We start from the raw sequence: 19,985 nt of genomic DNA, 5'->3' as shown, positions 1-19,985 counted from the left end.
AGACCCGGCGGATTCAGCCCAGGACGACACCGAGGAGAGCACCCGCGATCATCCACGGGCCGAAGGCGATGCGGGTGGCACCGTCCGCTCGGCGCAGGAGGATGAGCACGAGTGCGTACAGCGCCCCGAGCACGAAGGCCGAGGCGGCGCCGATCGCGAGCGACTGCCAGCCGTGCCAGCCCAGCGCGAACCCGATGACCGCGGCGAGCTTCACGTCGCCGCCGCCCATCCCGGCACGGCTGATCCCGCGCAGCACGGCGTAGAAGCCACCCAGGATCACCATGCCGAGGAGGGCGCGGAGGAACGCGGTGCCCTGCCCCGTGACCAGCGCGTCGAGGGCTGCGAGCACGATCAGCACGGCGAGCGTCGGCAGCACGATGCGATTCGGGAGGCGGTGGGTGCGCGCGTCGATCACGATCAGCCATGCGCCGACGACCGCCAGCATGACGTGCACGAGTGAGATGAGTGCGAGTCGCGGGTCCATAGGCGCAGGTTAGGAGATCCGCGGTCCGGACGCCGGTGGCCTGTGGAGAACTCCTGCCGATGTCCGATGTACGAACTATCGTCATCCACACGACTTGATATATTAGAATATATCTTCGAGAAAGGATGCAGGGTGATCAGTCTCGATGCACTGGCCTCGCTCTCACCGGCGAGCGACTCCCGCGCGGGAGAAGTGCTGCGACTGCGCCGTGAGATCAGCCGGATGCAGCGCCGGCGCAGCGAGCATACGCTGATCCCCCTCGACCCCGCCTTCTCCGCACTCCTTCCCGAGGAAGGGCTGCAGACCGGAACCTCCTACACCGTCTCCCCCTCGCCGAGCCTGGTGCTCGCACTGCTCAGTGCCGCGTCTCAGAAGGGGCACTGGTGCGCCGTCGTCGGCATGCCGACCCTCGGCGTCGAAGCGGCAGCCGCATTCGGCATCGATCTCGCCCGGCTGATCCTCGTCCCCGACCCGGGAGAGCGCTGGCTCGCGGCCACCTCCGCGCTGGCCGAGGTCGTGCCCCTGATCGTCGTGAACCCCGCCACGCGGGCACGGGATGCCGACGTCTCCCGCTTGAGCGCCCGCCTGCGCGATCGCGGGTGCACACTCCTGGTCACCGAGACACCCGGCATCGGACGCTGGCCGCAGAGCGAGGGGACGATACGCCTTCATGACCCGCACTGGCACGGTCTCGGCGCCGGATGGGGGCTGCTCTCCGACTGCACCGTGACCGTGACCGCGCAGACCCGGCACACCTCTCGCCCGTCGAGCGTGCACGTGCGGCTGCCGGGAGGCCACGGCGCCGTCGAGACGGTCGCGACCGAGCTCACCGCGCTGCCCTCCCTCTCCCCTGACATCGCCGGCCAGGGAGAGGCTGCTCCCCCGGAGCTCCTGCGATGGGCGGAAGCCGGATGAACAGCCCGCTCCGCGTGCTCGTGCTGTGGTTCCCCGACTGGCCCCTGCGTGCCGCGCTCGGCAGCCCGCCTCCGCACCTGCCCACCGCCCTGGTGCAGGCGAACACGATCGTCGCCTGCACCGCCTCCGCCCGGGAGCACGGCGTGCGCACCGGTCAGCGCCGCCGCGTCGCCCAGGGCCACCTCTCCTCGCTGCGCGTGCTCCCCCACGACCCCGACCGCGACGAGCGCGCCTTCCTCCCCGTACTGCACCTCATCGAGAAGCAGGCGCCAGGGGTCACCCTGCTGCGGCCGGGACTCGCGATCGTCCGCGCCCGGGGCATCTCCCGCTACCACGGCGGAGAGGCGGAAGCAGCCGAGTCGCTCACCGCCGTCCTCGCGGAGGCCGGCTTCCCCGAGGTGCGCATCGGCGTCGCGGACGGCCCGTTCACCGCCGAGATCGCCGCGCGGGGTCCCACACCCTGCACGGTCGTGCCGCCCGGCGGATCCCGCGAGTTCCTCGCTCCCTTCCCCGTGCAGGTGCTGCGCGACGAGCAGATCGCCGGTCTCCTCGTCCGACTCGGAGTGCGCACCCTCGGCGAGTTCACCGCGCTCGCCCCGCTCGACGTGCGCGACCGCTTCGGCGAACACGGTGCGCGCCTGCACGCGCTCGCCGCCGGCGCCGACTCCCGCCCGCTGACACCGCGTCCCCCCGACCCGGAACTCGTTCGGAACATCGAGTTCGACTCGCCGTTGGGTGGAGCGGACCAGGTCGCCTTCGCGGTGCGGCAGACGGCGGATGCGGTCATGCTCGCGCTCGGTGACGCCTCGGTCGTGTGCACGGAGGTGCGCATCGATCTGACCGACGACAACGGCGTGGTCTTCTCCCGGTCCTGGTTGCATCCGACCTGCTTCGACGCCTCCGACCTCGTGGATCGGGTGCGCTGGCAGCTGGAGGCCCTGGCCGCGCAGTCGGCGAAGGAACCGGTCGATGAGGCACGGGCGTTCGGCGGCATCATGGCGGTGCGCATCGTCCCCGCCGCCGTGGACGACGCCGCCCATCACCAGCCGGGCCTCTTCGGATCCGGCACCGACGAGCGCCTGCACCACGCGGTCTCCCGCGTGCAGACCATGCTGGGGCATCAGGGCGTGCTCACCGCCGCGGTATCCGGCGGCCGGTGGCTCGCCGATCGCCAGGTGCTGACGCCCTGGGGTGAGCGCACGGTCGCCCCTCGCGACCCGGAATCGCCCTGGCCGGGGAGCCTGCCCGATCCGCTCCCGGCAGAGGTGTTCCGCCCCCCGCGTCCGATCGGGGTGCTGGCGGCGGACGAGACCACGATCACCATCGACGAGCGCGGGGCGCTCTCGAGCGATCCCGCCCGCATCGACGGGGCGACCGTGCAGGCGTGGGCCGGCCCCTGGCCCGTCCACGAGCGCCGCTGGGCATCCGGCGGCGGCAAACGTGGGCACCGACTGCAGATCGTCGACGATCACGACCGTGCCTGGCTGGTCTTCCACACCGGCGAGCGCTGGTGGGTCGAGGGGAGGTATCGCTGATGGGCTGGCACAATCCGCCCCTCTCCTGGAACGACCTGGAGCGCACCCTCAGCGGCGAGGAGTCGCCCCCGGCCCCTCTCGGCGCCGAACCGCGCGGCCAGCGGACGGACCCAGGACCGGTGAGTCGGCGCCGCAAGCGCACTCCTCCCACCGCCACCGCGCGCCCCGAGGATGCGGTCCCCTATGCCGAGCTGCACGCCCACTCCTCGTACTCGTTCCTCGACGGCGCCTCCTCCCCGGAGGATCTCCTCACCGAGGCCGACCGCCTCGGCCTGACCGCGCTCGCCCTCACCGACCACGACGGCTTCTACGGTGCCGCACGGTTCGCCGAGGTCGCCGACCTCATGGAGAGCCCGCTGCAGACCGTGTTCGGGGCCGAGCTGTCACTCGACCTGCCCGCACCGCAACGAGGCTCCGCCGATCCTGCCGGTGAGCACCTGCTCGTTCTCGCCCGCGGGATGGAGGGCTACCACCGGCTCTCGGGCGCGATCTCCGCGGCACAGCTGCGCGGCGGAGAGAAAGGGCGCCCGGTATACGACCTCGACGACCTCGCCGCACGCGCGGGCGGGCACTGGACGATCCTGACCGGATGCCGCAAGGGCGCGGTGCGCCGCGGGCTCGAGGCCGGAGACGCGGCCACTCCGCTGCGCTCCCTCATCGACCTGTTCGGAGCCGACCACATCGCCGTCGAGCTCTTCGACCACGGAGACCCGCTGGACACCCGCCGCAACGACGCCCTCGCCGACCACGCCCGTCGGATGCGGCTGCCGGTGGTCGCGACCAACAACGTGCACTACGCCACCCCCGCACAGGCGCCCCTCGCCGAGGCGGTGGCCGCGGTCCGCGCGGTGCGCAGCATGGATGAGCTCGACGGTTGGCTGCCTGCACACGGCGGCGCACATCTGCGCAGCGGCGCCGAGATGTCCGCGCGCTTCCAGCGCTACCCCGGAGCGATCTCCTACGGGCTCGAACTGGCGGCGGCATCCGCCTTCCCGCTGCGCCTCGCCCGGCCAGCGCTCCCCCAGCAGGAGGTCCCGGAGGGGCACACGCCGATGAGCTGGCTGCGTCACCTGGTCTGGGAGGCCGTGCCGTCGAAGTACCCCCGGCTGGACGACGCCGGCCACCGTCGGATCGAACGCGAGCTGGATGTGATCGAGGAGAAGGACTTCCCGGGGTACTTCCTGATCGTGCACGGCATCGTCGCCGAGGCGCGCAGACGCGGCATCCTCTGCCAGGGTCGGGGATCGGCCGCGGCGAGCGCGGTCTGCTACCTGCTCGGGATCACCGCGGTCGACCCGATCCTCTATCGCCTCCCCTTCGAGAGGTTCCTGGCGACGACGCGGACGGAGGAGCCGGACATCGACGTGGACTTCGACTCCGACCGCCGTGAGGAGATCATCCAGTGGGTGTATCGGGAGTACGGGAGGGAACGCGCGGCCCAGGTGGCGAACGTCATCCAGTACCGACCGAAGAACGCGGTGCGCGACATGGCGAGGGCGCTCGGTCATTCCCCCGGACAGCAGGATGCCTGGTCCCGCCAGGTCGACGGCTGGGGCGTGGGACTCGAGCCCGTCGAGGGTCACGACATCCCGGAGAACGTGCTCGCCTACGCCGGTGAGCTGCTGAAGGCACCCCGCCACCTCGGCATCCACTCCGGCGGCATGGTGCTCACCGCGCGCCCGGTCGGCGAAGTCGTGCCGGTGGAGCATGCCCGCATGGAGAACCGCACCGTCATCCAGTGGGACAAGGACGACTCCGCCTTCATGGGCCTGGTGAAGTTCGACCTGCTGGGCCTCGGGATGCTCGCCGCCCTGCAGCACTGCTTCGACCTGATCCGGGAGAACACCGGCGAGGAGTGGACGCTGGAGCGCATCCCCAAGGAGGAGCCGGGGGTGTACGACATGCTCTGCCGGGCGGATTCGATCGGGGTCTTCCAGGTGGAGTCCCGCGCGCAGATCGGCCTGCTCCCCCGTCTGCAGCCCCGCTGCTTCTACGACCTCGCCATCCAGATCGCGCTCATCCGTCCCGGCCCCATCCAGGGAGGGGCCGTGCACCCCTTCGTGCGACGCAAGATGGCGAAGGATCGTGTCGACGAGGAGAACCGGAAGCGCCTGGCCAGGGGCGAGGAGCCCGTGGACTTCACGATCCCCTACCCGCACAGCGATCTGGAGGACATCCTCAAGCGCACGCTGGGCATCCCGATCTTCCAGGAGCAGCTCATCCAGATGGCGACGGCCATCGGCGACTGCACGGCTGATGAGGCCGACCTGCTACGCCGGGCGATGGGGTCGAAACGCGGTCTGGAGAAGATCGAGAAGGTCAGGGACAAGCTGTACGCCGGCATGGCCAGGCGCGGGCTCACCGACGAGGCGGCCGATCGCATCTACGCCCAGATCCAGGCGTTCTCGAACTTCGGCTTCGCGGAGTCGCACTCCCTGTCGTTCGCCCTGCTCGTCTACGCCAGCTCCTGGCTGAAGCTGCACTACCCCGCAGCGTTCCTCGCCGGCCTGCTGCGCTCGCAGCCGATGGGCTTCTACTCCGCGGCGACCCTCACCGCGGACGCCCGACGGCACGGGGTGGAAGTCCGCCGCCCCGATCTGCACGTCTCAGGGGCGACGGAGATGCTGGAGCCTCTCGACCAGGGCGCGTCCTCGCACGGTCCGACCGGCCGGGAGGACTGCCTCGACGATCCGCAACCGCCCACCCTCCGCTTCGACAGGGAGGCTCCCGACGAGTCCGCGGCACATCGGCGGGACGGCGGATCCGCGGTGCGACTGGGCCTCAGCGGCATCCGCGGGATCGGCGTGCCGATGGCGGAGAGGATCGTCGCCGAGCGCGAGGCGCACGGGCGGTACCGTGACCTGCACGATCTGGTGCGTCGGACGGATGCCACCGCCGCACAGCTGGAGGCACTCGCCACCGCCGGTGCCTTCGACTGCCTGGGGCTGGAGCGCCGAGAGGCCATCTGGCTCGCCGGCGCCGCAGCGGACGACCGCTCCCGCTTCCTTCCGGGGACCACCGTCGCCGTGCAACCGCCCCTGTTCGCCGATCAGACCAGCTACGAGCGGCTCTCGGCGGATCTCTGGGCGACCGGGGTGTCGACCGATGACCATCCGATGGCGCACTTCCGGGAGGCACTGCGCACCCGCGGGGTGCTCACCGCCGCCGATCTGCAGGGCCACGAGGCCGGTCGCCGTATCGAGGTCGCCGGCCTCGTGACCCATCGCCAGCGGCCGGCGACAGCGTCAGGGATCACCTTCGTGAACCTCGAGGACGAGAGCGGACTGGTGAACATCGTCTGCTCGGCCGGAGTCTGGAACCGTTACCGTCGCGTCGCCCGGGAATCACCGGCGCTCATCATCCGCGGCATCCTGGAGCGGTCGGTCGAGGGAGTGGTCAATGTGCTCGCCGACGGTTTCGAGGATCTGCGCACCGGGCTCACGCACCGGTCCAGGGATTTCCGCTGACGGCGGCACTTCTCGGCTCGCCGCCCCCGACTCACCAGAAGCGCTCGGGCTCCTCCACCGGGGGCCGATCGGCGCCACTCCATCGGTCGGCTTCCGCCTTCGCGGCGTCGGCGGCCGCGTCGGCCCCGCGGAGGGCACGTTTGGCGCCCGTCGCTCCGGGCCCGATGGGGTCGACCAGCAGGGTGGTGTGCGCTCGGGGTCCTCCGATGGTCACCGTGCACTCCAGCACCCGGCCGATCCAGCGCGAGACGTCACCGCTCGGCTCCTCTGCGCGGCGGTACCGGATGCCGGTGTCGAGGTCGACGAGAGCGAGGACCACGGGTTCATCGGTGAGCGGATCGACCTGCTCGGTCACCTCGACCCGGTGGCCGTGGGCGATGGCGACCTGAGCGGTGATAACGAGCAGTCTGTCCATGAGTCCACCCTAAACATCGCCGACAGGAAGACAACAGGAGACCGGAATGCGCAACATTCGTAAATTTCTTTGTCCCCCAAATGGCGGACAAGGCGATTAAGCGGTACTCTGCTCACGTAGCGGGGGCTACAGGCTGAGATCTGGGGAGATCAGCCGAGAGCGCAGCGAGATCTTCGCCGCCTCCCCAACCGTCCGGGAAGGACGGTCAGCCCTCTCGGCGGTACCGTCTGGGGCGGATCGTTCGGGAGGGCATACCCCCGTCGAGCCGCCGATTCGGCGCACGCTCAGTCGAGCGGGATCACCTCGAGGGTGTTCGAGCGCACCGGCTCCTGTCCCATCTCGGGCGCGTAGGGGCTCGGCGTGTACTTGGCGAGGTACTCGGCATCGATCGCCGTGTTCGTCGCCTCATCGGTGACGCGCTCGAAGCGGACGTCCTTCGTGACACCACCGGCCGACACCCGACCGCGCAGACTGGCGAGCGCCGGGGCGTACCACTTGCCCTCGAGCCCCGTATAGGAGCGTACGAACAGGCGGCCGTCCACGGCGACCGCCCAGATCCCCACGGTCTTCGGCGTCGTCCCGTCGTCGAGCTGCGCGGAGAGATCGAACATCTCCGGCGCGGCGATCGCGGCCAACTCGTCGGCGTTCCACATCGTCATCTGCCCACTCCTCCTGAGTCCCGTCGAGGCGCGACTCGCAAGATCGCGGATCGGCCGTGTCGTGGTGCGGCCGACGAGCGCCTCCGATGGCGTCAACCCCGAGCCCACCGTCGGCTATTCCCCGTCGCCGGAGCGGGGATCACTCCTCGCGACGCTCTTCGTCGAGAGGGACCTCGGTCCGCTGGTCCACGGCGTCCGCTGAATCGGCGTCGGCCAGATCGACGTCCAGCGGACCAGGACCCGGCGCGGCCACCGCGACTTCCGGGTCTTCCGGCTCCTCGAGCTCGGGGCGGGATTGCTCGTGCAGGTCGGCGTCCGGCTTCACCGCGTCGATCGGATCATGATTCAGAGACATGCGATGCCCTTCCTCTCCAGAGATCCGTCCAGCATGCGACGCGTAGGCGCCCGAGCCAAGGGCCTTGACCTGCGCGATCGAATCGAGGCTGCCGTTCGCGCATGCCGCCCGCAGAGCACGTCGACGGAGCGGCCCGCTGACGGGCGGCTCCGTCGGTCCGACTAGCCCTGATCCCCCACGTGCCCCGGCGCGGTGAGGGACAGCACCCGCTCGACGAACGCGGCGTACTCGTTCATGTAGTGCTGGAGGAACTCCCGCGTGCCGGCATCCTTCACCTCGCCGTCCGCGCCGAAGACCGTGGGATCGAACGTGATGTACGCCTCCGGGGCATTGAGCTGCGGAGCGTTGAGGAAGCTCAGCACGCTGCGCATCGACGACTGCATGACGGCGGTGCCGATGGCTCCGGTGGAAGCGCCGATGATGCCGGTGGGCTTGCGGGCGAAGGAGTTGTGGCCCCAGGGACGGGATCCCCAGTCGATCGCGTTCTTCAACGCTCCGGGGATGGAGCGGTTGTACTCGGGCGACACCAGCAGCAGCCCCTCGGATTCCTCGACAGCACGCTTGAACTCGGTCACCGCGGCGACCGGATCGAGCTCGTCGTCGCGGTTGTAGAGCGGGAGATCGCGGATCGGGATCTCGACGAGTTCGAGGCTGTGCGGCGCCAGCCCCACGAGCGCTTTCGCGAGGACACGGTTGATCGAGTCGTGCGCGAGGCTTCCGATGACATAGCCGATGCGATGCGTCATGGTGTGCTCCGCAGGGAGGGCGTCCGGTCGGATGCGTCAGCGTGATCCCCGCGTCCTTCCATTTCCAGGATATCTCCGGGATGGGGGCTTGCCGCAAGGCCCCCTCCATGCGGCAGAATCGACCCTCGCTCGCGCGATCCGGCCCTCGCGTGTGAAGGAGACCCATGCCTTTCGACCCCTTCGACCTGCCCGAGAATCTGCACGCGAAAGCCACCCCTGGCCTCCTCGACGCCGACCGCGCGCGCCTCCGACGGATCGCCGACACCCTGGAGGAGCAGCGCGCCGAGGTAACCCGCCGCCTCACCGAGGTGCGCCGCCAGCGCGCCGGCTTCGGGGACGCCGCCGTGGACCGCGACCTGGAGATCCGCCGCCTGAGCGGAAGGCTCCGGATCCTGGAGCGCTTCGGCATCGACATCTGCCTGGGCAGGATGACGCCGGCCGAGGGCCACCCGATCTACATCGGTCGCACGGGTCTGGCTGCGGCAGACGGCACCCGGCTGCTCGTCGACTGGCGGACTCCGGCGGCGGAGCCCTACTTCGCCGCGACCATGGAGGATCCTCGCGGCATCGTCTCGCGTCGTCGGTACCGGTGGACAGACGCTCGTATCAGCGACTACTGGGACGAGGCGCTCACCCCGGCGGGGTTCGACGGGGCGGCCTCCCTCGATGACCAGTCCGCCTTCATCGCCAGCCTCGGCACGCACCGCACTTCACGGATGCGCGACGTGCTCGCGACGATCCAGGCCGACCAGGATGCGATCATCCGCACTCCCTCCCCCGGCACTCTCGTCGTCGACGGCGGTCCGGGCACCGGAAAGACGGTCGTGGCCCTCCACCGGGCCGCGCACCTCCTGTATGCGGAGCCGCGACTGACCCAGAGCGCCGGGGGCATGCTGCTCGTGGGGCCGAACGCGCACTATCTCGCCTACGTGGAAGACGTGTTGCCGAGTCTCGGCGAGGACACAGTGCGGCTGTGCACGCTGCGCGACCTCGTACCCGAAGGCGCGACCGCCGTCGAGGAGCCGGATCCACGCGTCGCCGCGGTGAAAGCCTCGCTTTCTCCTGACGCGATGCTGGACGCCGCCGCCCGGACCTTCGAGCGCCCTCCGCAGCACGCCATGCGTCTGGAATCGCCCTGGGCCGATCTCTGGCTGAGCCGCGAGGAGTGGACAGAGGTGTTCGCCGCCGCTGACCCCGCGGCGTCGCACAACGAGGCTCGGGACGAGGTCTGGGAGGAGATCGTGGAACTCCTCGTCGAACAGGTCAGTGATGAGGAGGTGCCGCCGCACGCGATCCGGCGCTGGCTGCGTCAGGACGACGACCTCACCGGGACGTTCGTGCGCGCCTGGCCGCTGCTGTCCCCGACCACCGTCGTGGGGCGGATATGGAGCTCGCCCGATCTGCTGCGGAGGTGCGCGCCTCAGCTCTCCGCGGACGACATCGCGCTGCTGCAAAGGGACGAATCGGCGCCGTGGACCACGGCGGACCTTCCGTTTCTGGATGCCGCCCGGCGTCGCATCGGCGACCCGGAGTCCGTGCGCGAGGAACACCGTCGCCAGGCGGTGATCGCCTCAGCGCAGGAACAGATCTCCCACGTGGTCGACCACCTGATCGAAGACGACGACAGCGAGATGAAGGTGATGTCGATGCTGCGCGGGCAGGACGCGCGGAACGTGCTGCTTGGCGTCGACGCCCCACCGGCGCTCACACCCGACGAGCTGGCCGGCCCCTTCGGGCACATCGTCGTCGACGAAGCACAGGAACTGACGGATGCGGAATGGCGGATGCTCGTCGCCCGCTGTCCCTCGCGCAGCTTCACCGTCGTCGGCGACCGCGCGCAGGCTCGGCACGGATTCACCGAGACCTGGGAGGAGAGGCTCACGCGCATCGGTCTGCGCGACGTGCGGATCACCCACCTCGGGGTGAACTACCGCACGCCCGCGGAGGTGATGGCGACGGCGGCGCCCCTTGTGCTCGCGGCGATCCCGGACGCCAACGTGCCGACGTCGGTGCGCGAGAGCGGAGTTCCCGTGCGGTTCGGCGACGCCGCAACGCTTCCGGACGTGCTCGGCGCCTGGCTCGACGCGCACCCCGACGGCGTGGCCTGCGTGATCGGGGACCCGGGCTTCGCGCCCCGGGAGCGGGTGCGGTCATTGACCCCGGAGGGCGCGAAGGGACTCGAGTTCGACCTGGTCGCCCTCGTGCGGCCCGAGCAGTTCGGTGACGACGTGACGGGCGCGGTCGACCGCTATGTCGCCATGACCAGGACCACTCGTGAGCTGGTCATCCTGCGGCGACGGGCGGGGTGCCTCCGCCGTCAGGCCAGTGCGTCCCGCAGTGTGAGGAGGTGGGCGCGGCTGAGTTCGGCCGCGCCCGTCGCATCACGGTCGGCGATCGCGTCCGCAAGCACGGCGTGCGCATCGTGGTCTTCGTCGCCGCCGAACACCCGGCGGATGCGGAGCATCTCGATCATGGCCTCCCGCAGTCGCGGGGTGAAGCTGTCGAACAGATCGAGCAGAACCGGATTGTGGGCCGCGGCGACGATCGACCGGTGGAAGACCGTGTCGGCGTCGACGTGGCTCTCGAGCTCGGAGCGATGTGCGTCGCGCTCGGCCAGGGCGCGACGGATGACGCGCAGATCGGCCGGCGTCCGTCGTGACGCGGCGAGCGCTGCCGCTTCGGTCTCGATCGCGATCCGCGCCTCGATCACCGCGGCGACTCCGGCTCTGCGCAGAACGGAATCCCAGTCCTCGGGTGCGTCGAGTGCGGTGACGAAGACCCCGGCCCCCTGCCGTGAGGCCAGCACTCCGCGTCCGGCGAGCTGGCGGATCGCCTCGCGCACCGTGGAGCGCCCCACTCCGAGCTGCGGTGCGAGCGTGGTCTCACCGGGGAGCTTCTCCCCCAGCGTCCACTCTCCCGCTCGGATCCGCTCCAGCAGCAGCGCTGCCGCCTGATCCGCGAGCGGTGTGCGCTTCACCTGAGCCATGGGTCGTCCGATCCGTCGTCTACAAGCTCGTCTACTTGTCTGAGGAGTTCTGCTACAGTCTAGCCATGTTCATGTCAGAGCACCTTCTTCTTCGCCGCCACGGCGGGGCGTAGCCGGACCGGCTCCCCGTCGTGGAGTCGATCATGCGCCGGTCACCTCTCCGAAGAAGGAAGCAGCACCGCCATGAGCACGACGCCCTCCTCCCGCATCTCCACCCCCACTGGCCCGATCCCCCGATACGCACCGACGTGGAACCGGCAACGACACTCGCAGATGCCCTCGCACCGCTACCGCGACGTGTTCTCGCGAGTGGAGGTTCCCCTGATCGAGCGCGACTGGCCCACGCACCGCCTGACCGCGGCACCGCTGTGGGTGCCCGTCGACCTGCGCGACGGCAACCAGGCGCTCGCCGAACCGATGGACCCCGACCGCAAACGGCGCTTCTTCGCGCTGATGGTCTCGATGGGTTACAAGGAGATCGAGGTCGGATACCCCTCGGCGTCGCAGACGGATCACGACTTCGTCCGCCTCATCGCCGAGAGCGACATCGCGCCGGACGACGTAACCATCGTCGTCTTCACACCCGCCCGCCGCGACCTCATCGAGCGCACGGTCGCCTCGATCCGCGGCATCCGTAATCCGGTCGTGATCCACATGTACACCGCGACGGCGCCGGCATGGCGCGACATGGTCCTGGGTTACGGCGAGGCCGATCTGAAGCAGCTCATCCTCACGGGCGGCCGCGACGTGCTCGAGTTCGCCGGCGACCTGCCGAACGTGCGATTCGAGTTCTCTCCCGAGGTGTTCAACCTCACCGAGCCCGACTACGTCCTGGAGATCTGCGACGCCATGACCGACCTGTGGGATGCGACGCCCGAGCGGCCGGTGATCCTGAATCTCCCCGCGACGGTCGAGGTGGCGACGCCCAACGTGTACGCCGACCAGATCGAATACATGCACAAGAACCTGGCTCGCCGCGAGGCGGTGATCCTCTCCGTCCATCCGCACAACGACCGCGGCACCGGCATCGCCTGCGCAGAACTGGCCGTGCTCGCCGGGGCGCAGCGGGTCGAAGGCTGTATCTTCGGCAACGGCGAGCGCACCGGCAATGTCGACATCGCGACCCTGGCCCTGAACCTGCACGCGCAGGGCATCGACCCGATGATCGACTTCTCGGACATCGACGAGATCCGCCGCACGGTCGAATACTGCAACCGGATCGAGGTCCCTGCCCGGCATCCGTATGTCGGCGACCTCGTGCACACCGCATTCAGCGGGACCCATCAGGATGCCATCAAGAAGGGCTTCGCCGAGCATCGCGCGCGTGCGACCGCGGAGGGGCGTGCGGAGCACGAGGTCGAGTGGCGGGTCCCCTACCTGCCGATCGATCCCGCCGACATCGGACGCGACTACGACGCGGTGATCCGGGTGAACTCGCAGTCCGGCAAGGGCGGCATCGCCTACCTGCTGGAGGCCGAGTACGGCGTCGAGCTGCCGCGGCGCCTGCAGATCGACTTCGCGCGCCATGTACAGCGCCACGCGGATGCGACCGGAGCCGAGATCACGGCCGCCGAGCTGTGGGACGTCTTCCGGAGCACGTACATCCGGGCGGCCTCCGACTCCGTCGACCTCGTCGCCTACGACATCGCCGAGAGCTCCGGGACCACGCACACCGCGATCACGCTGCGCATCGACGGATGCGAGCACGTCAGCGACCACACCGACGTCGGTCCCGTCGAGGCCCTCACCGCCGCGCTCGACGCCCACGGCATCCAGGTCGATGTGGTCAGCCTGCATCAGACGAGCGTCGGCTCCGGCAACGACAGCGACGCACTGACACTGGTGGAGCATCAGTCCGCGGCGGGAAGCCGATGGACGGCCGGCCAAGGGCGCTCGGTGATCGCAGCCACCCTGTCGGCTGTGATCGCGGCCGCGAACGGCAGCCGCTCCGCGGCCCCCGTGGGCAGCGCCGGCTGACCGGACTGCGGTGCGCTGGCCCGCGCCGGAGGGACGCTGCGTCGATCATGCGTCCCTCCGGCGCCGCGATCCGGGTGCCACAGCCGGGCTCGCGATCAGTGCACGAGCGCCTTGAGCACCACGAACACGAGCCCGAAGGACGCCGTCCCCAGGGCTCCGAGAATACGCACGAGAAGCGAGCTCCCCCGCCGGAGGAAGGCGACGTACCCGAGGAAGGCGAGGATGACGACGCCCGACCAGAGAGCGAGATCGTTCGCAAGTCCGTCCGGCATGATGCGGGTCGTGCCCGCCAGCAGGAACACCGCAGGCACCGTCGCCGAGCTGAGCATGCCCAGGGAGTGCTTCACCGATGCCGCGAACGCCACACGGACGCCCACGCGCTCACCCTGTTCCCGTTCATCGCGATCGCTGACCCGCGCCACAGTGCCGGCATAGACATGCGCACCCCAGAAAACCAGCACGGTGACGGCGACCGTGAAGAGCACCGCCAGCGAGGTCTCCCCGTGCGCCGAGGACACGGCCACCAAACCGCTGACCAGGATCGTGCCGTAGACGGCGGCCTCGGTTCCGAACCCCGAACGCAAGGCCCGGTGCACGCGCAGGATCCCGTCGTCCGCCGCCGCTCGCTGCCCATTCATACCCGCTACGGCTCCTGTTCGGTCGTGCCAGCGCTACATCGAGCTCCCATCATCTCCCGATGCGCAGCGGAACCTTCACGTCGCCACCCGCCTCCTCGGTGATCCGCGCACCCATCTGCACGAACGTCGGCTCGGCGACGAACCCGCCGGCGAACAGCGCCTGTCCCTGCGCGAACTGCGCGGATCGCCGGATCGCCTCCTCCGAGGCGAAGCCGAACACATCGGCGAGCTCGGCGAGATCCCGCGGGGCGTTCACGCGCATCAACGCCAGGTTGTCGCACTGGGAGAGGACGTTGGGGTGGATCTTCGTCGGCCGCTGAGTCGACAGCAGCAGCCAGAGACCGAACTTGCGTCCCTCGGCGGCGATCTGCACCAGCTGCTCCGTGAGGGCTCGTTCGACCGCGGTCTCCGGATTCGGCGGGCAGAGGTTGTGCGCCTCATCGATGACGATCAGCACGGGACGCCGCTCTTCGCGTCGCGCCCAGAGATGTTCGAGCACCGCGAGAGCGGCGACCTTCGGCTCCGCCGGATGCTCGAAGCCGCCGAGGTCGAGGACCGTCACGCGGGGCCGCTCATCGATGACGTCCACGACGGATGCCGAACCGCGCGACCACAGCTCCCACTCGAGCACCTGCAGGTTCTCCATCCGGTTCGCGAGCCCCACCCGCGCGGGGTCCTTCGACGCACGCAGGTCGGGGAGCATGTCGCGCGCATCGAAGCTCTCGGCCTCCTGCTCGACATGGATCAGGGCGTTGTACTCCTCGGCGTCGGCGATGGGATCCATCCGCAGCACGGCCGCCTTCGATGCGGGCACCAGATCGACGTAGCGCACGTGCAGCCGATCCCCGTCGCCCGCTCCCGAGCCGGAACGGAACACCCGGATGTCGGCTTCGGCGAGCCGCGACGCCTCCGCATCCTTGGCCGTGACCCTGGTCTCGCGCATCCGGGTGAAGTCACCGTTCGGGTCGAGGATGAGCATCGGCAGCTCGGTCTCCAGCAGCAGCTGCTCCAGCACCACGCCGAGCGCGTAGGTCTTGCCGCTCCCGCTCTGACCGACCCAGAAGGTGTGGCGGTTGAAGCGCCGCGCGTCGAGGTGGACGTGGGCTTCCGGGTCGCCGAGTGCAGTCCCGATCGTGAGGTTCGTCATCCTGGTGTGCGCCCTTTCGAGGTGTCGGTGCGATGATCGACATCTTCCTCGATCCCGTGCGGGGGCGCCAGCGTCGTCTCAGGCCGTCAGCCGGGGCCGTCGCTCGCCGCGGCGAGAAGCACGCCCACCGCGTCGCTGGTCGGCGTCGGGATGTCGTGTGCTCGGGCGAGCCGGGAGATGACGCCGTTGCGGATGTCCCATTCCAGCGGACGGCCGGCTTCCCGATCCGCGAGGATCGAGGTTCCCAGGTCTTCCGGAGCCGACTGGAACTTCGCGAGGATCTCTTCCGGCACCTCGTCGCCGAGGAGCGCCCCCTCCGCACGAGCGACAGCGAGGCACTCTCGCAGGTACGCGACAGTCAGCCGAGCGACATCGGGGCGGCGAAAGATGCCGGAGCGCCGACCGGTGACTGCCATGAGTCCGGCCGCGGCGTTCTGCATCAGCTTGCACCAGGCCACGGAGGCGAATTCCGGGGACAGGTCGACCGAGCATCGGGATCCGCGCAACGCGTCGGCCACGCGCCGAGCGGCATCCACGTCGGGCACGGTCAGGCGCGCGGGTGCACGCAACCAGACCGCGCCATCCGGCTGTGCCTGGGCGGGGAACCACACCACCGCCGGCAGCACCTGTGCCCCGTTCGCGAACGGGGTGACGCTCGACACCTGTTCGACGCCGTTCTGCAGCACGCACACGATCGTGCCCGGCCCGCACAGGGCCGCCAACCACGGCGCGGCCTCCGCGATTTGCGTCGCCTTCACCGCGAGGAAGACGAGGTCGACTCGATCCGTGACGAGCTCGGGATCCGTCAGGACCGGCCCGGGCACGAGGATGCGGTCGCCGTCCGCGATCAGCGCCAGACTCTCGCGGGCGGTGCGGCCACAGAGCTGGGGCACGAGGCCGCGCTCGTGCAACGCCGCTGCCACGACGGTGCCGATCGCGCCGGGGCCGACGACCGCGACGGTCACGGGCGGGGTCCCTTCGGACACGATGTCAGGCGACAGCATGTCTCAGCGGCGCGGGGCTGCGGTGGAGGCGCGGACGATCAATTCGGAGGAGAGGGGTGGGATGTCTCCGAGAACCGTGCCCGAGAGCGTCTTCAGGAGAAGGTCGACCGCCAGCGCGCCGCAGCGTTCGATGGGCATGCGCACGGTGGTCAGCCCGGGGGTGACCGCTCCGGCGAGATCGATGTCGTCGATACCGACGATGCTGATGTCCGACGGGCACTGCCTTCCCAGTTCGGACATCCCCGCTTCGACGCCGAGGGCGACGAGGTCGTTGTAGGCGATGACCGCCGTGGCACCGCTGGCGGCGGCGAGAGCGGCAGCGGCCCGGCCGCCCTGGATCGAAGCCGCTTGATGGCTCAGACGGGTCAGCCGGGTCCCATGGCGTTCACAGGCCGCAGCGATCGTCTCGAAACGGCGCGCGTCGGCCCACGAGCCGCGCGGCCCCGAGGCGTACGCGATGTGCTCGTGCCCGAGCGCGACGAGGTGTTCGATCGCCTGGGCGGGCCCGTGCTCGGTGTCCATGAGCACGCAGGCGATACCGTCGATCTGGCGGTTGACGACGACCACGGGAGCGTCGCCGACCAGGTCGAGCACGTCGGCGTCGGGCAGTCGCGGGGAGCACAGCAGCATCCCGTCGAGTTTGCGGGCCTGCTCGATCTGCTCGTGTTCCCGACGACGGTCTTCGTCGGCATCGAAGAGCACGATGCGGTGGCGTCCATGCCACGCCTGCCCTTGGATGGCTTTGAGCAGCATGCCGTACACGGGGTTGGCGACATCGGGAACGACGACGCCGAACGTGCGGGTGGCGGTTCCCGTCTGCGTGTTGGCGTAGCCCAGTTCGACGGCGGCCTCGAGCACGCGTTCGCGCGTCGTCGGCGCGAGTCTGTCGGGCTCACCGAATGCGCGGGATGCCGTGGCGATGGAGACGCCGGCGCGCCTTGCCACGTCCGTCAGTGTCGCTGCCACGTCGCCCTCCCGTTCGTCAGCAATCCTAGATCATCACTCCCGACCATGTAACGACTTGACAAGTTTGTACAAACCATTCACACTGCTTTACATGACGATCAACGCCGATCTCCGGATCCTGAGCCGAGCTGCCTCCACGGCCACCGTTCCGATGGTCTCCCCCAGCGGCGCCGGCATGCTCCACCTCGGCCTCGGCAGCTTCCACCGCGCACACCAGGCGGTCTACACCGCCGCCGCACTCCAGGACGCGGGCGGCGACTGGGGCATCATCGGCGTTGCGTCGCGTTCCCGCTCGATCGTCGATGCCCTGCACGCCCAGGACCTCCTCTACTCGGTCGCGACCATCGCGCCCGGCAGCACCTCGCTCACGATCCCGGGGGTGCACACCGACGCGTTCGTCGGCGCCGAGCAGCCCGAGCGCGTGATCGCCCACATCGCCGACCCCGGCATCCGCATCGTGACCCTCACGGTCACCGAGAACGGCTACAGCTACTCCCCCGCGACGCAGCACCTCGACCTCGACGACGACACCGTGCGCGCCGACCTCCGAGGCGGGGCGGCTCACTCGACGATCGGCCAGCTCGCCCGCGGACTCCAGGCCCGCGCCGCCGCCGGAGGAGCGCCGATCTCCATCCTCAGCTGCGACAACCTCGCCGCCAACGGCGCCCACACCGAGAAGCTCGTGCGCGAGTTCCTGCAGGAGCTTCCGGGCTCCGAGAGTGCGGACGCCCTCGCGTTCCTCGACCGTGCGGTGACGTTCCCCTCCAGCATGGTCGACCGCATCGTCCCGGCGACCACCGCAGAGCTGCGCACTCGAGTCAGCACCCTGCTCGGCGCCCGCGACGACATTCCCGTGCCGGCCGAGCCCTTCACGATGTGGGCGATCGAAGACCGGTTCGCCGGCGGTCGGCCCGCCTGGGAGGCGGGCGGAGCCGTGTTCACGGACGAGGTCGGGCGCTACGAGCAGATGAAGGTGCGGCTACTCAACGGCACACACTCCCTCATCGCCTACCTCGGCGCCCTCAGCGGCGTCGGAACAATCCCGGAGGCCATCGGGCTCGACGGCATCGAGAGGGCCGCGCGCGCCGTGCTACGCGACGAGTACGAGCCGTCGATCGAGGTTCCCTCCGGCGTCGACATCCGCGCCTACGAGAGCGAGTTGTTCGAGCGCTGGGCCAACAGCGCGCTCGGCCACCGCACGAGCCAGGTCGGCACCGACGGCTCGGTCAAGCTGCGCCAGCGCATCCCGGAACCCGCACTGCGCGTTCTGCACGCCGGTGGGATGCCACACCTGATCGCCTTGACCGTCGCCGGCTATCTGTCCTGCATCGCTCCGCTGCCCGGATTCGACCCCGGCCTGCACGCCGCCGCCATGACCGACGGCGCCCGCGAGCGCCTCGCCGGATTCGCGTCGACCGCCCGCGACGGTCGCGAGATCGCGCAGCGCGTGATCGGCGAGCTGCACCTGTTCGGTGATGGACTCGGATCACAGGATGCGTTCATCGCGCGCGTCGGGGAGCTCGTCGACGCCATCCGGCGTCGGGGAGTCGATGCCGCGATCGCCGACGCCGTCTCGGCATCCCAGACCACGACATCATCGTTCATCAGCGCAGAGGAGATGCAGCCATGAAGGCTCTCGCCATCCACGGCAAGGAAGACATCCGCTGGGAAGATCGCGAGGTTCCGACCCCCAGCGACGGAGAGGTCCGACTCCGCGTCAGCTACGTGGGCATCTGCGGGTCCGACCTGCACTACTACTTCCACGGCGCCAACGGCGAGTACACGATCCGCGAGCCCCTGACCCCCGGTCACGAGCTCTCGGGTGTCGTCGACCTCGACCCGTCGGGCCGGCTGGCGCCCGGCACTCCTGTCACCGTGCACCCCGCCCGCTACGGAGCCGAGGTCCCCGGCCTCGAGGATCACCCGCACCTGCGTCCCGGCGGCGACTACTTCGGCAGCGCCGCGGCGAACCCGCACCGTCAGGGCGGCGCATCCGAGCTGCTGATCGTCGAAGACCACATGGTCCGCGTGCTCCCGGCATCCCTTCCGCTCGAACGGGCAGCCCTCGCCGAGCCGCTGGCCGTCGCGATCCACGCCGTGCGCCTCGCCGGAGACATCGCCGGCAAACGCGCCCTCGTGATCGGCGCAGGACCCATCGGCCTGCTCGTCGTCGCCGCCGCGCTCAAGGCGGGCGCCGCGGTCGTGGGCGCCAGCGATGTGCGCGAAGAGCCGCTCAGCCGCGCTCAGGCACTCGGCGCGACCGAGGTCTCACTCGTCGGCCGCGACACGATCGAGAACGAGTCGTACGACGTCGTCTTCGAGTGCTCCGGCGTCGGCGTCGCACTCACTCAGGCGGTGCGCGCAGCCCGCCGCGTCGGAGCGATCGTTCAGGTCGGGATGCTCCCGAACGCTGAAATCGGAGTGAATCTCGCCCCGATGCTCGCCAAGGAGCTGACGATCCGCGGCGCCTTCCGCTTCTCCACCGAGATCGACGACGCGGTCGCCCTGCTGGCCGAGTCCGACGCCCTCGACTCCGTCATCTCCCACGTGCTCCCGGCATCCGATGCCATCCAGGCGTTCGAGCTCGCCCGCGACTCGTCCGCCTCGGCCAAGGTCCTCCTGGCCCTCTAGCGAATCACCCCCACCCGGCGGCCCCGCCGCACCGATACACCCACCCTGTTCCTGGTCCGA

Annotated in this window: 16 protein-coding genes and 1 pseudogene; 7 read left to right on the top strand and 10 right to left on the bottom strand. The window is 69.9% G+C overall.

The annotated features are described in order from the left end of the window. Positions 1-13: 13 nt before the first annotated feature. Complete coding sequence (locus tag AC6CHX_RS00290) at positions 14-484, bottom strand: prepilin peptidase (protein ID WP_498271220.1); 471 nt, start codon at positions 482-484, stop codon at positions 14-16. A 132-nt stretch (positions 485-616) separates the two neighbouring features. Here AC6CHX_RS00290 and imuA' point away from each other — a divergent pair, with 132 nt between their 5' ends. The 3 genes from imuA' to AC6CHX_RS00275 are packed head-to-tail and all read left to right on the top strand — an operon-like array spanning position 617 to position 6,401. Next, a complete protein-coding gene (gene imuA', locus AC6CHX_RS00285; protein ID WP_498271219.1) occupies positions 617-1,399 on the top strand; it encodes a DnaE2-dependent mutagenesis accessory factor ImuA' in 783 nt (260 codons plus the stop codon). Next, positions 1,396-2,934, top strand: coding sequence for a DNA polymerase Y family protein (locus AC6CHX_RS00280; protein ID WP_498271218.1), 1,539 nt, complete (start codon positions 1,396-1,398; stop codon positions 2,932-2,934). The genes imuA' and AC6CHX_RS00280 overlap by 4 nt, the downstream gene beginning before the upstream one ends. After that, positions 2,934-6,401 carry an error-prone DNA polymerase gene (locus AC6CHX_RS00275; RefSeq protein ID WP_498271217.1) on the top strand — a complete coding sequence of 1,156 codons (3,468 nt, stop codon included), beginning with the start codon at positions 2,934-2,936 and terminating at the stop codon, positions 6,399-6,401. Before AC6CHX_RS00280 ends, AC6CHX_RS00275 begins: the two co-directional genes overlap by 1 nt. A 31-nt stretch (positions 6,402-6,432) precedes the next feature. On the opposite strand, the gene AC6CHX_RS00270 is transcribed toward AC6CHX_RS00275, so the two are convergent. The 4 genes from AC6CHX_RS00270 to AC6CHX_RS00255 all read right to left on the bottom strand — a co-directional run bounded on the left by AC6CHX_RS00270 (position 6,433) and on the right by AC6CHX_RS00255 (position 8,576). Further along, positions 6,433-6,816: a hypothetical protein gene (locus AC6CHX_RS00270; protein ID WP_498271216.1), complete on the bottom strand. Its 384-nt coding sequence runs from the start codon at positions 6,814-6,816 to the stop codon at positions 6,433-6,435. Positions 6,817-7,100: 284 nt separating this feature from the next. Further along, positions 7,101-7,475 (bottom strand): DUF2255 family protein, encoded by a 375-nt coding sequence (locus AC6CHX_RS00265; protein ID WP_498271215.1) that lies wholly within the window; start codon positions 7,473-7,475, stop codon positions 7,101-7,103. A 139-nt stretch (positions 7,476-7,614) separates the two neighbouring features. Further along, positions 7,615-7,830, bottom strand: a complete 216-nt coding sequence (locus AC6CHX_RS00260; protein ID WP_498271214.1) for a hypothetical protein — start codon at positions 7,828-7,830, stop codon at positions 7,615-7,617. A 161-nt stretch (positions 7,831-7,991) separates the two neighbouring features. Next, positions 7,992-8,576, bottom strand: coding sequence for an NADPH-dependent FMN reductase (locus tag AC6CHX_RS00255; protein WP_498271213.1), 585 nt, complete (start codon positions 8,574-8,576; stop codon positions 7,992-7,994). Between the two features lie 164 nt (positions 8,577-8,740). Here AC6CHX_RS00255 and helR point away from each other — a divergent pair. Continuing rightward, positions 8,741-10,870, top strand: a pseudogene (helR, locus tag AC6CHX_RS00250) (RNA polymerase recycling motor ATPase HelR); the annotation flags it as partial. 23 nt (positions 10,871-10,893) lie between these two features. Here helR and AC6CHX_RS00245 read toward each other — a convergent pair. Next, positions 10,894-11,562: a FadR/GntR family transcriptional regulator gene (locus AC6CHX_RS00245; RefSeq protein WP_498272009.1), complete on the bottom strand. Its 669-nt coding sequence runs from the start codon at positions 11,560-11,562 to the stop codon at positions 10,894-10,896. 273 nt (positions 11,563-11,835) lie between these two features. Here AC6CHX_RS00245 and AC6CHX_RS00240 point away from each other — a divergent pair, with 273 nt between their 5' ends. Continuing rightward, positions 11,836-13,539: a 2-isopropylmalate synthase gene (locus tag AC6CHX_RS00240; protein ID WP_498272008.1), complete on the top strand. Its 1,704-nt coding sequence runs from the start codon at positions 11,836-11,838 to the stop codon at positions 13,537-13,539. A 95-nt stretch (positions 13,540-13,634) separates the two neighbouring features. On the opposite strand, the gene AC6CHX_RS00235 is transcribed toward AC6CHX_RS00240, so the two are convergent. The 4 genes from AC6CHX_RS00235 to AC6CHX_RS00220 form a co-directional block, all read right to left on the bottom strand. After that, positions 13,635-14,177, bottom strand: a complete 543-nt coding sequence (locus AC6CHX_RS00235; RefSeq protein WP_498271212.1) for a hypothetical protein — start codon at positions 14,175-14,177, stop codon at positions 13,635-13,637. A 49-nt stretch (positions 14,178-14,226) separates the two neighbouring features. Continuing rightward, positions 14,227-15,324: an ATP-binding protein gene (locus AC6CHX_RS00230; RefSeq protein ID WP_498271211.1), complete on the bottom strand. Its 1,098-nt coding sequence runs from the start codon at positions 15,322-15,324 to the stop codon at positions 14,227-14,229. 86 nt (positions 15,325-15,410) lie between these two features. Further along, positions 15,411-16,310 (bottom strand): oxidoreductase, encoded by a 900-nt coding sequence (locus AC6CHX_RS00225; RefSeq protein WP_498271210.1) that lies wholly within the window; start codon positions 16,308-16,310, stop codon positions 15,411-15,413. A 21-nt stretch (positions 16,311-16,331) separates the two neighbouring features. Next, positions 16,332-17,273 carry a LacI family DNA-binding transcriptional regulator gene (locus AC6CHX_RS00220; RefSeq protein ID WP_498271209.1) on the bottom strand — a complete coding sequence of 314 codons (942 nt, stop codon included), beginning with the start codon at positions 17,271-17,273 and terminating at the stop codon, positions 16,332-16,334. Between the two features lie 112 nt (positions 17,274-17,385). Between AC6CHX_RS00220 and AC6CHX_RS00215 the strand changes: the two genes are divergently transcribed. Together AC6CHX_RS00215 and AC6CHX_RS00210 are read left to right on the top strand one after the other, a co-directional pair. Then, positions 17,386-18,924: a mannitol dehydrogenase family protein gene (locus AC6CHX_RS00215; RefSeq protein WP_498271208.1), complete on the top strand. Its 1,539-nt coding sequence runs from the start codon at positions 17,386-17,388 to the stop codon at positions 18,922-18,924. Next, on the top strand, positions 18,921-19,925 hold the full coding sequence (locus AC6CHX_RS00210) for an L-idonate 5-dehydrogenase (RefSeq protein WP_498271207.1): 1,005 nt from the start codon (positions 18,921-18,923) through the stop codon (positions 19,923-19,925). Before AC6CHX_RS00215 ends, AC6CHX_RS00210 begins: the two co-directional genes overlap by 4 nt. The last annotated feature ends 60 nt before the right edge of the window (positions 19,926-19,985 follow it).

The sequence above is a fragment of the Microbacterium sp. GQ128 genome, from assembly GCF_059758615.1.
Note: the sequence above shows the minus strand (reverse complement) of the source record. Positions and strands in the feature narration are given on the sequence as shown.

Excerpts from the sequence above, each read along its gene's own strand:
- AC6CHX_RS00290 (WP_498271220.1), bottom strand. The coding sequence starts at position 484 with ATGGACCCGCGACTCGCACTCATCTCACTCGTGCACGTCATGCTGGCG.
- AC6CHX_RS00280 (WP_498271218.1), top strand. The coding sequence starts at position 1,396 with ATGAACAGCCCGCTCCGCGTGCTCGTGCTGTGGTTCCCCGACTGGCCC.
- AC6CHX_RS00275 (WP_498271217.1), top strand. The coding sequence starts at position 2,934 with ATGGGCTGGCACAATCCGCCCCTCTCCTGGAACGACCTGGAGCGCACC.
- AC6CHX_RS00270 (WP_498271216.1), bottom strand. The coding sequence starts at position 6,816 with ATGGACAGACTGCTCGTTATCACCGCTCAGGTCGCCATCGCCCACGGC.
- AC6CHX_RS00265 (WP_498271215.1), bottom strand. The coding sequence starts at position 7,475 with ATGACGATGTGGAACGCCGACGAGTTGGCCGCGATCGCCGCGCCGGAG.
- AC6CHX_RS00260 (WP_498271214.1), bottom strand. The coding sequence starts at position 7,830 with ATGTCTCTGAATCATGATCCGATCGACGCGGTGAAGCCGGACGCCGAC.
- AC6CHX_RS00255 (WP_498271213.1), bottom strand. The coding sequence starts at position 8,576 with ATGACGCATCGCATCGGCTATGTCATCGGAAGCCTCGCGCACGACTCG.
- AC6CHX_RS00245 (WP_498272009.1), bottom strand. The coding sequence starts at position 11,562 with ATGGCTCAGGTGAAGCGCACACCGCTCGCGGATCAGGCGGCAGCGCTG.
- AC6CHX_RS00240 (WP_498272008.1), top strand. The coding sequence starts at position 11,836 with ATGCCCTCGCACCGCTACCGCGACGTGTTCTCGCGAGTGGAGGTTCCC.
- AC6CHX_RS00235 (WP_498271212.1), bottom strand. The coding sequence starts at position 14,177 with ATGAATGGGCAGCGAGCGGCGGCGGACGACGGGATCCTGCGCGTGCAC.
- AC6CHX_RS00230 (WP_498271211.1), bottom strand. The coding sequence starts at position 15,324 with ATGACGAACCTCACGATCGGGACTGCACTCGGCGACCCGGAAGCCCAC.
- AC6CHX_RS00215 (WP_498271208.1), top strand. The coding sequence starts at position 17,386 with ATGACGATCAACGCCGATCTCCGGATCCTGAGCCGAGCTGCCTCCACG.
- AC6CHX_RS00210 (WP_498271207.1), top strand. The coding sequence starts at position 18,921 with ATGAAGGCTCTCGCCATCCACGGCAAGGAAGACATCCGCTGGGAAGAT.